This is a genomic window from Novosphingobium sp. BL-S-20 (assembly GCF_055521635.1).
In genome coordinates, this window is the sequence record NZ_CM145494.1 from 1,639,643 (window position 1) to 1,651,520 (window position 11,878).

The 11,878-nt window shown below is 61.2% G+C and carries 6 protein-coding genes and 1 pseudogene; 4 read left to right on the top strand and 3 right to left on the bottom strand.

Annotation, left to right across the window (positions count from 1 at the left end; genetic code table 11):
- Positions 1–16: 16 nt before the first annotated feature.
- Positions 17–850 (bottom strand): SDR family oxidoreductase, encoded by an 834-nt coding sequence (locus tag ACZ1II_RS15535; RefSeq protein ID WP_465147253.1) that lies wholly within the window; start codon positions 848–850, stop codon positions 17–19.
- 7 nt (positions 851–857) lie between these two features.
- Here ACZ1II_RS15535 and ligD point away from each other — a divergent pair.
- From ligD to ACZ1II_RS15555, 4 genes and pseudogenes are all read left to right on the top strand, one after another.
- Positions 858–1,237 (top strand): annotated as a pseudogene (gene ligD / locus ACZ1II_RS15540) (non-homologous end-joining DNA ligase LigD); the annotation flags it as partial.
- Between the two features lie 135 nt (positions 1,238–1,372).
- The gene (locus ACZ1II_RS15545) at positions 1,373–3,133 is read left to right on the top strand and encodes an SLC13 family permease (RefSeq protein ID WP_465147254.1); all 1,761 of its coding nucleotides are present in this window, start codon (positions 1,373–1,375) and stop codon (positions 3,131–3,133) included.
- Positions 3,134–3,262: 129 nt separating this feature from the next.
- The gene (locus tag ACZ1II_RS15550) at positions 3,263–3,511 is read left to right on the top strand and encodes a hypothetical protein (RefSeq protein WP_465144546.1); all 249 of its coding nucleotides are present in this window, start codon (positions 3,263–3,265) and stop codon (positions 3,509–3,511) included.
- Positions 3,512–3,985: 474 nt separating this feature from the next.
- On the top strand, positions 3,986–6,079 hold the full coding sequence (locus ACZ1II_RS15555; RefSeq protein WP_465144547.1) for an AsmA family protein: 2,094 nt from the start codon (positions 3,986–3,988) through the stop codon (positions 6,077–6,079).
- 1,133 nt (positions 6,080–7,212) lie between these two features.
- Here ACZ1II_RS15555 and ACZ1II_RS15560 read toward each other — a convergent pair.
- A complete protein-coding gene (locus ACZ1II_RS15560) occupies positions 7,213–8,859 on the bottom strand; it encodes an FAD-dependent oxidoreductase (RefSeq protein ID WP_465144548.1) in 1,647 nt (548 codons plus the stop codon).
- Complete coding sequence (locus ACZ1II_RS15565) at positions 8,859–11,822, bottom strand: TonB-dependent receptor (protein WP_465144549.1); 2,964 nt, start codon at positions 11,820–11,822, stop codon at positions 8,859–8,861. Before ACZ1II_RS15565 ends, ACZ1II_RS15560 begins: the two co-directional genes overlap by 1 nt.
- Positions 11,823–11,878: the final 56 nt, after the last annotated feature.

Consider the following 11,878-nt stretch of genomic DNA (forward strand, 5'->3'; position numbering starts at 1 on the left):
GGCCGGAAATCATCACTTAGCCGTTCACCACGACCCCGCCGTTTGGATGAAGCACCTGCCCGCTCATGTAGCTGGAATCCTCGCAGGCCAGGAACAGGAACGAGGGGGCGACTTCATTGGGCTGACCCGGACGGCCCACCGGCGTATCCTCGCCGAAGTGTTCGAGCTTCTCCTCGCTCGCCCCGCCACAAGGGTTGAGCGGCGTCCTGATCGGTCCCGGTACCACCGCGTTCACCCGGATGCCTTCGCCGACAAGGTTTTCGGAAAGCGAACGGGTAAATGCGGTGATGGCGCCCTTGGTCGAACTGTAATCGAGCAATTCCGCGCTGCCCTTGTACATCGTCACGCTGGTACAATTGATGATGGCCGCGCCGCTCCCGAGATGCGGCCGGACGGCCTGTACCAGAAAGAACATGCCGAAAATGTTGGCCTGGAAGGTGCGGCGTAGCTGCTCTTCGGAAATCTCGGTAATGTCCTTGTCGGGATGCTGCTCGCCCGCATTGTTGACGAGTTCGTCGATACGCCCGAAGGCCTCCATCACCTGGCGCACCGCGTCATCGCAGGCCTCGCGCGATCCGACATCGGCGCGGATCGCAATCGCTCTGCGCCCTTCCCTCTCGACGATGCACTTCGTTTCCGCTGCGTTGTCGTCCTCCAGGAGGTAAACGATGGCGACATCGGCACCTTCACGGGCGAACAGTGCGGCGACAGCCCGTCCGATGCCGCTGTCCGCGCCCGTGACGATCGCGACCTTGCCTTGCAGCCGTCCGGAACCGGGGTCGCGAGGCTGCCGCTCCGGCCTGGGATCGAGCCTGCTCTCGTGACCTGGCAGCGCGTCTTCATGGATCATTTCGGCGTCCGGCGGCAAGGGCGTACATGTCGTCGTCCCGCTGAAGCGTGGGCAAGACTGGGGCACCACAAGGACTTCGCCCGCCGCTTCGCGGAAGCCATGAGCCTCTCGCAACCGGAGCGCTATGTGGCGATCATGAGCAAGGCGAAGCGAAAGGGGCGCATTTTCATCGACTGGCTGCGCAACCAGCGCGGCGCCACTGCCGTCCTGCCCTACTCGGCGCGCGCCCGCGAAGGCGCCCCGGTGGCGGTGCCAATCTCGTGGGACGAACTGGACCGCATGAAGGACGCGCATCCCTTCTCGATCGCCGATGCCGCCACGCTGACCCAGCGCGCACAGGACCTGCGAGGCTGGGGCTTCGCCGAACAGTCGCTGCCGGGAATATGACGGCTATTCGATCGATCGGCCAGTCGCCTAACGGGCCGCCCTAACGGTACAAAAACGCCCGAAAAAGGCAGGTGCAGCGAACAAACGGCCACGCGGACCATTTCCTCTTTATCGAAACATCTTCCGCAGGGTGCGATGAATCTACAACAATGGCTGTCGGTAACTCTGCTTTGCGCAATGATGGCGCTGTTCCTCTGGGGGCGTTTCCGTTTCGACATAACCGCGATCATCGCCTTGCTCGCTGCAGTCGCACTGGGTCTGGTGCCGCCTGAAAGGGCGTTTTCCGGCTTTTCCGACGACATCGTCATTATCGTCGGGTCGGCGCTCGTGCTGTCGGCGGCGGTTCAGCGCTCGGGACTGGTCGAGGAAGCCGTGGACCGGCTGGGCCGCCGCCTGCGCCGGGCAGGGTCGCAGCTGTTCGTATTGACTGCTCTGGTTGGCGCGGCGTCGGGCCTCATCAAGAACATCGGCGCGCTGGTCATGCTCATGCCAGCAGCAACCCAGCTCGCGAAGAAGAGCGGTACCAATCCGTCTCGCTTCTTCATGCCGATGGCCTTCGCCTCGCTGCTGGGCGGCTTGACGACGCTGGTCGGGACATCGCCGAATATCATCGTCAGCCGCGTGCGCGAGGAAATGACCGGCGAACCTTTCGGAATGTTCGACTACCTGCCGACCGGACTGGGGCTGTTGCTCCTCGGCCTGGTCTTTCTGCAACTCGGGAAAAGGCTGCTGCCGGAGCGGCAGGCGCCGATCACGATGGGCCAGGCGCTCAACATCTCGGCCTATACGACCGAAGCGACAGTCACACCGCAGGCCTCCATCATCGGGGATACCGTAGCCTCGTTCATCGAGAGCCAGGAAGGTGCCATAGAAGTGACTGCGGTGCTGCGTCACGGCCTTCGGGCGCAAGTCCAACCGGACACCATAATCGAGCAGGACGATATCCTGATCCTGATGGGCGATCCCGATGCCCTGGAACGCGCCATCGCCGCGACGGGTCTCGCGCTTCACGACGCCGAAGAGGCCGAACAGCCAGGCGACGAAACCGGGGTCATCGAGGCCGTGGTGACGGCCGGATCGGTCCTCGTCGGCTCCAATGCGGGACGGCTGATGCTGAAGGAACGCCTGGGAATAAGGCTCATCGCCATTTCCCGCGAAGGGAGCCGCCTCAGGAGCAAGCCGAGCGGCGAAAAGCTGCTGGCCGGCGATATCCTTGCCCTGCAGGGCGTGCTCGATGCCATGCCGGGACAGCTCGGCCAGTTGGGGCTGCTGCCGCTGGCGCAGCGACAAATCCGCCTCGGCCGCCAGCGCAAGGGATGGCTGGCCATCGCCATTCTTGCCGGAGCGATGCTGGCAACGGCCACCGGCCTCGTGCCGGTGGCACTGGCATTCTTTGCAGGGGCCGGTCTGGTGCTCATCACCGGCGCCTTGCCGGCCGAGGACGCCTACGAAGCGATCGAGTGGCCGATCCTCATCATGCTGGGAGCGCTCATCCCCGTCAGCGAGACGCTGCAGACCACGGGGGCATCGAATGTTCTGGCCGTCGAACTCGCCGATCTGGCGGTCCATCTGCCGCCTTGGGGAGCGGTGGCCCTTGTCCTGCTCATCTCCATGGCGGTAACGCCGTTTCTCAACAATGCCGCGACCGTGCTCGTCATGGCGCCGATCGCGGCGGTCTTCGCCCACGATCTGGGCTACCGACCGGAAGCCTTCCTGATGGCTACGGCGATCGGCGCGGGATGCGATTTCCTCACGCCGATCGGGCACCAGTGCAATACGCTGGTCATGGGACCGGGCGGCTACCGGTTCACCGACTATGCTCGGCTTGGGGCGCCGCTATCCTTGCTGGTACTCGCCGCCGGACCGCCGCTGATCCTGGCGGTATGGCCGCTGTAGCACTGCAGCCCGCCCGTCTGAAGGCAGAGTTCGCAAGTGCTGTATCCGCCAGCGGGGGAACGCTGCTCCCCCGCACGCGTTGAAACCTCCTGACGCAGTTTTCAGCCCCCGGTTCGGAAAGGTGCAGGAATGGACAGGCGCGAAGACGAAGTGCATCTCGACAAGAACGAAGCTCGCGCCGGTGCGACCCCGGGCGTGGTGCGATACATTCTTCTGATCAGCCTCGTATTGGCTATCGCGGCTCTGTCGCTGATCTGGATCGTCGGGGCCGTCCAGGCGCCCGAGAACACGGGCGGAACCAACGACACCCGCCAGGCGGTAGAGCAAGGTGATGTGACGCCACACGATCAGCCCGGCGCGCAGACCCCGGCACCGTAAGCCAGCAAGCCCAAGACCCTTCGGTTGTGAAAGCTCCAGGGGCGTCGTGGTTTGGTTAGAAGGCTATTTTTCCTTTCCGCGTGCGGATGATGGAACGCCTCGATCGCTGATGAACTTTCCCGCCTGCGGCAGTTCCCGACCTACGCCTTTCCTGTCAGGTTCTTGCATTCACCTTGTACGCAGGCTTCCCCTGCCACCCGGACGCTCGGCGGTTCCCGCGTAGTTTTCGCAAGCGAACAGCGGCTGAAGTCGAGGCTGGCCTCAAACCACGTCAGGCCTCGCGGTCGCCATCTTCATCTTTCTGACCCGCGGGATAGTTGCCTATCTCGATCCCTACCCTAGCGCAATTGCGCAGCGGCTGCTGGCTCTGTGCGGGTAGAAATATCGATTAATGTCCGGTGGGGTTTATCGTCCGATCGTGGCGGGTCTGCGCCTTCCTGCGAAACCAAACGGCTTCCCATCATTTAGGGCGATATGGATGCAACGACGCAGATCGATGCGCGGACGGGTTCCAGCGCAGCGGCGACGGAAGCGGAAAATCCGCAACTTCGCGCGAGGCGGCGCCTGCACATCCTGCGCAACATAATGCTTGCGATCGTGATCGCGGTTTTCGCAGCCTGGCTCGCCCTCTTCATCACCAAGGGCCGGTTTCTGAAGCACCCGTTCGAACGCATCGCAGGCTCTCTGGCCGGGCGGCAGGTGCAGGTCGGCGGCGACTTTCAGCTCTACTTCGCCCCGCTTCAGATCAAGTTCCTTGCCGAAGGACTCAGTGTCTCCAATCCTGACTGGGCCGTTCGCCCCGCTTTCTTCTCGGCAAGGCGCATAGATGCACGCATCGCACCGCTCTCGCTGCTGTTCGGCCAGCGGCACGTTCATTCGCTGGATCTCCAGGGCGGCGCCGTCGATCTGGAATGGGACAAGGCGCATGGCCGCAATACCTGGACGTTCGGTAGCGGTGAAGGCGGCAAGCCTTTCGAGTTCCCCCGCATAGACCGCGCAGTCGTGGCAGACACCCGCATCCATTATGCCGATCCCCGCATGCCGCTGCTGGCCGATCTCCGGGTCGACCCGATCGCTTCCGCCGATGCCCGGATCGGCAAGTCCGTAGGCGTTCAGGGCGAAGGCATCTTACGCAAGACCCCGTTCCGCGTCACCGCGCGCCTGCTGTCACCGGACGCCACCGTCAATCGCGGACGCAATGCACTGGAACTCACCGCCTGGGCTGCCGGGAACCGGATCGACGTTTCCGGCTCACTGCCCTCTATCGCCGATTTCGAGAAAGTCCCCCTCAAGGTCCATGCGCGCGGAGACGACTTGTCCGACCTGTTCGCCATCATCGACGTCGCCATTCCGCAAACCCGCCGCTACGGCCTTGCCGCGCAGCTCGTGAAGGACGGCGAGACCTATAGTTTTACCGGTCTGAGCGGCACTTTCGGCCAATCCGACATTTCCGGCAAGCTGACCGTCACCAATGCCAAGCGCTTGCGCCTGGATGCCGAACTCGCGACACGGCGGCTCGACATCGTCGATGCGGCGCCGTTCATCGGCTACAATCCCGATATCGTGGCCGCGAAAGGCGCAGTTGCCGCCGCCGCTGCCACGGGCGCAGGATCGCGCCGTGTCCTGCCCGATGCCGCGCTGCCGATCGAGACGATGCAGCGCTTCGACGCCGCGCTGGACTGGAAGATCGGCACCGTCCGCTCTCGCAATATTCCGGTGCAGAACATCGCGCTCAAGCTCTCACTCGACCGTGGGCGCCTTGCGCTGTCTCCGTTGACCTTCTCCATGGCGCGCGGCGACGTGTCGTCCAACCTCGTGTTCGACACCAGACAGCGACCGGCCGCGACGAGCTACGACATCCGCCTGGCGCCGACGCCGACGGGGCGTCTCCTGGCAGGCTACGGCGTCGCTGAATCCGGTACGACGGGCACCATCAGCGGCCGCATCAAGCTTGAAGGCAGGGGTGACACGATCCACGATTCGCTGGCCTCCTCTGCCGGACGGATCGCCTTCGTCATGCCGCGCGGCACCTTCTGGACCCGCAACGTCCAACTGGCCGAGCTGGATTTGGGAACGTTCGCCTCGAAGATGTTCGAGGGCAAGTTGAAGAAACCGGTGGAGATCAATTGCGGCCTCATCGCCTTCACCGTGCGCAGCGGCACGGCAGCAGCAGACCCGATCCTCATCGACACGTCGAAGAACGTCATCACCGGACGTGGAGGCTTCAGTTTCGAAACCGAAGCGCTCGATCTGGCTTTCCGGGCAGACGGAAAGAAATTCAGCCTCTTCTCGGGGCAATCGCCGGTTGGGATCGGAGGGCGCTTCGCCCAGCCTTCGCTCCAGGTCGTCAGCCCCCAGCTGCTGGGCCGCGCCGGTGTCGGTCTGGGGCTCGCGGTGGCGGCAACGCCAGTCGCCGGACTTTTGGCCTTCGTCGATGTGGGTGATGCAAAGTCAGCAGCCTGCGGCCCGATACTGTCCGGAGCGCCCGCTTCCGCGCAGCGGACCAGCAAGGGCAAGCCTCGCGACGATGTCAGTTCAAAGCATACGGGCGCTGCCCGAAAGCGTTGAGCTCGTTTCTCAGAGCACTTCTACCATTCTGGGTGTATCCTCCTCCCCTCATCGTTCTGATGACGGCTGCTGGCATTCCGATGGCGACGGCCCATGATCAGAAGCCTTCCGGTACCTTGCTGGCATTCAGCGTGAAATCGAGCTTCCGCGTCCCCGTACAGAGCGAAAGCGGTGCGAGCGAGAAGGATCATTGGCTACCGCGTTCTCGCGGTCCCTGAACGCGAAGCCGGTTGCGCGGGCGGTCAGCTTTCCTCAGGCGAAAATAGTAAGATTTTCTCAGTCGGGCCGGTTGGCGAAGACTTGCAACTACGTCGGCTTCGGCACCGGTGTGGCCGCAAACGCGGATGTGGTGATGCCGATCGAAAGGCCTGCGCTTGCCAGCAGGAACCGTCTCGGAGCCATCATTGGCGGAAACTCAGCGAATGACCGCTTCAGGTTGCTGCCGTCGAGCAGTTAAGTGACCGGGACGGGGCGCCTGGCCGACATTCTCAAGGCTAAATCAGATGAGAGGTGATTCGGGATCACACTTATTCACGCAAGATTGTGGGTTCGATTTCCTGCAACTAGGCAGACGAAAAGTGGGGTACAACGTGGGGTATTCTGCTGAATGCGATTGAATGAATCTCTTTTAAATCAGCAGTTACGAAGTCCTTTCGAATCCCACCGCTTCCGCCACCATGTTCGGAGATTCTAATGGAAGGACCCACGTTTCCCTGTGATGCCTGCGGCAGACAATATCGGCACGGCCCTCATCGGTACGAGGGGCATAAACTCCACAACTACGACATGATGGTTTGCGATACCTGCTACAAGGCCAACCATGATGGCTGGGGGCCGATGCTAGAGCCGCGCATCATCGAGCACCTTAAAGCGAAGGGATTGCCCATCCCGAAACGCAACTCAAAGGGATGGTTTCCCCGCGGAGGATAGCAACGCCCCGCGCCTCTTCAGCGCAAGGCGTTCGCAATACCCATCTTTAGGAACCGCTCGCCCTTCTCTTGTCGAATCATTTTGAGATCAAGCCGAACCTAATTCCGGTTTCAACTGCACTACATCGAGATACTTGGGGCCAGACCGATAGAGGTTGGCGGCTTTTGCAAAGAGCAGCAGGCCAAAGCATGGATGACCACCCTTCAGGGATTCTGGTCCATTTCCAATATCTGGTTCTCTGACAGGAGAAGTTGTTTCAGGATCCCATAATCGACATCCTGCACGTTTTTGCTCTGCTGGATTGCGATGGATGCGGCAGCGGCGGCCGATTGTCCCAGAATCATGAAGACTGGCTCCATCCGGATCGAGCCATAGGCGATGTGCGATGCCGACAAGGCGACCGGGACGAGCAGGTTGGTCGCTTCCTTGCGCTTTGGGATGATCGCATCATAGCTGATTGGATAGGCGCGCCCGGGACTGACTTCGATATTCCCTTCGTTGCGTGCGAAGCCTCTTCCATCGACGATCCGTCGGACATTGTGCGAGTCCATATTATATGACCCCATGCCGATTGGTCGGGGCGTCGCCTTGGTGCCGCGCAGATGCGGTTCCGCCATAACGAAGTCCGAAAGCATGCGCCGCGCTTCGCGTACATAGACTTCCCGCGGCCAGTTGCCATTGCCGATGAATTCGTCCTTGCAAAGGCCCCAGCGCGACATTTCAGTGCGCGTCTCGATCGGTACACCGGGATCGTTTGCCATGAACCACAGCAGTCCCTGCTGATAGTCCACATGCTCCTGGATGATGGCAGCCCGTTCGGCGTCGGTCCCCTCAGGATAGCGATAATTCATGCCGATATCATCGAACGAGAAGCCGCCGAAATTGTTGGTATCGGTCTTGCCGTTTGGAATGCGGTCAAATTTGCGGAAGAAGTCGCGATAGCCGGCATCCATATAGCGTTTGAGCAGGCCATATTGGTTCGGGTCGTAATGGCGTGGCTTGGGAAATGGCGTACGATTGGCTGGTACGTCAGTCAGACACATTCGGAATGTGTAGGCCTGTATGCGATGGTCGCCTGTGCCATCTGGCGCGATCGGGTCTGACGTCACCCGTGGCAACAGACCACTGCCGGGCTTGCCGGGGACGACATAGGGATCAACATCCAGGGTGAATTGATGGTTGGTCGTGTTAGCCATCTGGACGCCGTTCAGCGTCTCGCCATACGTGGCATTTGCCTCGCGCCCGACCGCAAAGCCCACCCCTGCCCCAGCCATCAGATCGCCTTCATAGCTGGCGTCGATGAAGATACGTCCGGCAAACCTGCGGCCGATCTTGGAGCGGAACGCGACAATCCGACCGGCCCTTACCTCGACGGCTCCGTCCCCCCGATCGATCGGCTGGGATCGAATAACGGTAACGCGGGCCTCCTTCAGCCAGGCCTCGTAAATCCCCTCGGCCACCTTGGGCTCGAACTGCCACATCGCGTCGTCATTGACGAAATTCTCGGCTTTCTCCGGACGCTTGGCAAAGGTCCAGGCCGCCGGATCGTCATAATGACGCTTCACCCGCCGATAGAATTCGAGCGAGAGGCCCCCAATAGCGCGATGATTGCCGGTGTCGGACCAGCCAAGGCCATTGGTCGTCATGCCGCCGACATAGGCATCACGACAGACCAGGAGCACCGACCGGTCCAGCCGCCGTGCCTCGATCGCAGCGATGACGCCGGCTGAGGTGCAGCCATATATCACGATATCCGCCGGTGGTTCTGCAACCGCTCTGGCATCGGTCGCGGCGGCCAGCAGGAGGGCCACTACGAACATCGGGCGAAACGTCTTGATCCTGCCAGCCATCAGAAAGTCGCCGCCAGACCGAAGAAGAAGCGGCGCTCCTCTCGTAGCGAACTGAGCAGGCGCGCCGGATCCTGGAGATATTGCCGTTCGACGGACCGAGTGAGATTGATGGCTTCCGCCGTCAGGCGGACAGTCTTGGTCAGGTTGATCTGAGCGGAAGCGTCAAGTTGTCCCCTGGCCTGCATATAGGAGCTGCCGCCCGATGCGGCGCTGCCTTGGCCCTGCAGATATTTGCTGCGGTGGATATAGGCGACCCGGATGGACAGCAACTTGTCCTCATAATAACCGATGAGATTGTAGCTATGCTTCGACAAGCCCGGCAACGGCAGGGCCAACTGGGTCGCCTCGTCGACCAGAGGCGTCTTGCTGTCGACGAAGGTGTAATTGGCCTGGATGCCGAGATTGTCGAAGGGCGCGGGCAGGAAACGCAGCGCATGCTGATAGGCCAGTTCGAATCCCTTGATGGTACCCGACTTGCCATTGACCGGCTGGGTGATCTGGAATAGGTCGTCCGGCCCCGTCGACAGGCCAGGCACAAATTCCGGTCGGGTCGTGTTGATGGTGAAGGAACTGACGTCCTTGTAGAAACCTGCAAGCGTCAGCGCGCTGGACGGCGCAAAATACCATTCCAGTGTCGCATCATATTGCGTTGCCTGGAACGGCCGCAGAGCGGGGTTGCCGCGCGATCCCGTGCGGGCGACGATAAACGGGATGAAGCTCACCCCTACATCGTTGAGGCTGGGCCGGGCGACCACCTTCGCAGCGGCAGCGCGGAACATAAGGCTAGGCGACAGTTCGAGCGAGAGGTTGGCGCTCGGCAGCCAATAATCGAAGCGCGATTTCGACGCGGTTGCCTGCGTATCGGACAGATAGCCCGAAGATATACGCTCTATACTGATATAGCGCACGCCCGCATTGCCGGTGATCGGCATCGATCCGATCTCGCTCTTGAAATTGGCTCGGACATAGAAGGCAAGCGTGTCCTGATCCACGTCGCGGATCGATACACGGCCTAGCGGGATCGTGTCGGCGCGAGGGATTGGCAGACCGAATGCGTCGCGTGCCACATCCTTGTCCACGGTTCCGGTCAGCAGATCGCGGGGAAAATCGCCCGAGGCGCCAGGAAAGAAGCTGCTCATGCTATTGTCATAATTGAGTCCCGGCATCTCATCGACGGTGATGATGCCGTCGCCATTCTTATCGCCGACAGCCAGCAAACTTGCCGCAGACGGAACGCTCTGTGGCGATTCCGAATAAAACTTGATCTTCTCGTAGCGCGAGCCGACCTGGATCGAACTGAGCAAGCCCCAGTCGGTGCGGATGTCGAAATCTACACGGCCGTCATATCCGCTGTTGTTGGTAATATTGTCGCCATCGAAAATCGATGCCAGCTGATATTGCGCCGGATCGTTGCGGTCGAAATTAGTGTCAAGAGACAGGTCGGGTACAGGGCCGCCGCGCGAGAAATCATAGCTCGCATTTGTGACGTTGCCGGCACGCGGAACCACCACATAGGTGAAGGATGCGCCAGGGCCACCATCCGTGCCCTTGCCCTTGCTGTAGGACGCGTCCGCCGACATTTTCACGACATCACCATCATATTTGGTCGAGAAGCCGAGATTGGTAGATCGGAATTCGGTCGGTTCGTCATAGATTAGCGGCCGCAGCGTCACCCCCGTGAAAGTGCCGCTGACGACGGTGCCATGTTCGTCAGCGATTGCATCGACGTCATTATTGTTGAAGAGAATCTGGTAATTGGCGCTGTTGCGTTTCCGTTTCAGCCGGGAATAGGTGCCGTCGAGAATAATCTCCCAATTCTCGGCGGGGCGAAACTGCAGCGAACTGTTAAGTGTCAGGCGCTGTTCCCGCCGATCATAGATGCGCGCCATGAAACGATTCGGTCGGAAGAGGCCGGGATCGTCGACACCGTCACCATTGCCGTCGATCGCGTCGGTACGGGTCCAGCCGCCGGAATCGAACGACTGTCCTTGGGTATGGGTGTTCGAATAGGCTATGCTGGCAAGGACGCCGAAGCGATCGTCGAAATTCTTCGAGACCAGGGCAGAGGCTCGGTAGCCAAGATGATCGGCCTGGTCGGTATAGGCACCCTGCAGCCGACCGCTGATGACAAGATCGTCGAGGTCGAGCGGGCGCTTGGTCTTTAGATTGACGGTGGCGCCGAGCGCCCCTTCGGGCATGTCGGCGGTGGGAGACTTCGAAACGACGATGCTGCCGATGATTTCCGGGCTGATCGATTCAAGCGACGCGCTGCCCCCTGCGCCCGGCCCCAGGAAAGTGCGGCCGTTGATTTCCAGACGGTTCTGGGAAATGCCGCGGACGGTGAAATTGGAGCCGTCGCCTTCGCGCCGTGTGATCTGGACACCGGTGATGCGGCTCATCGATTCGGCGACATTCTGGTCGGGCAGCTTGCCGATATCCTGCGCGGTGATGACATCGACGATGTTGCTGGCGCGACGCTTCACATTGATCGACTGCTGCAGTGAGCCGCGAATGCCGGTGACGATGATGTCCTGCGTTGCCTGATTGTCGGTAGGGACAATCTCATCTGGTGCTGCGCCCGCCGCTTCATTCACCTGTGGATTGAGCTCGCCCGCCGGCATCATGGTGAAAGCGACTGCCGGGATCGGACCGGCTTTGCCTCGCTTGAGGACGATGGCACTGCCGACCCTCACCATGATGAGATCCGTGCCGGCAAGCAGGCGCTGAAGCGCCTGCGACACATCCATCGCCCCTTTGACACCGGAAACGGTGATGCCTTCGGCTGTGGGCGCCGACACCAATATTTGAATGCCGGCCTGTCTGGCAAAGAGCGGGATGCCGGTGCGCGCTGGTTGTGCGGAGATATCGAATCGCCGGACCTGTGCCGCCGCCTCAGTAGGTGAAGTGATGCTCCAAGCCAGGCTAGCTGAAGCGGCAAGAAAATGGGCGCGCGAAGCTCTCATACATCCTCCCCTGTCTGGCGCCCTGTTTTCGGGTGCGCTCTCGACCATCAAGAGGC

Bases quoted from the DNA above. Each gene is read 5' to 3' on its own strand.
- ACZ1II_RS15535 (WP_465147253.1), bottom strand. From the start codon at position 850: ATGATCCATGAAGACGCGCTGCCAGGTCACGAGAGCAGGCTCGATCCC.
- ACZ1II_RS15545 (WP_465147254.1), top strand. From the start codon at position 1,373: ATGAATCTACAACAATGGCTGTCGGTAACTCTGCTTTGCGCAATGATG.
- ACZ1II_RS15550 (WP_465144546.1), top strand. From the start codon at position 3,263: ATGGACAGGCGCGAAGACGAAGTGCATCTCGACAAGAACGAAGCTCGC.
- ACZ1II_RS15555 (WP_465144547.1), top strand. From the start codon at position 3,986: ATGGATGCAACGACGCAGATCGATGCGCGGACGGGTTCCAGCGCAGCG.
- ACZ1II_RS15560 (WP_465144548.1), bottom strand. From the start codon at position 8,859: ATGGCTGGCAGGATCAAGACGTTTCGCCCGATGTTCGTAGTGGCCCTC.
- ACZ1II_RS15565 (WP_465144549.1), bottom strand. From the start codon at position 11,822: ATGAGAGCTTCGCGCGCCCATTTTCTTGCCGCTTCAGCTAGCCTGGCT.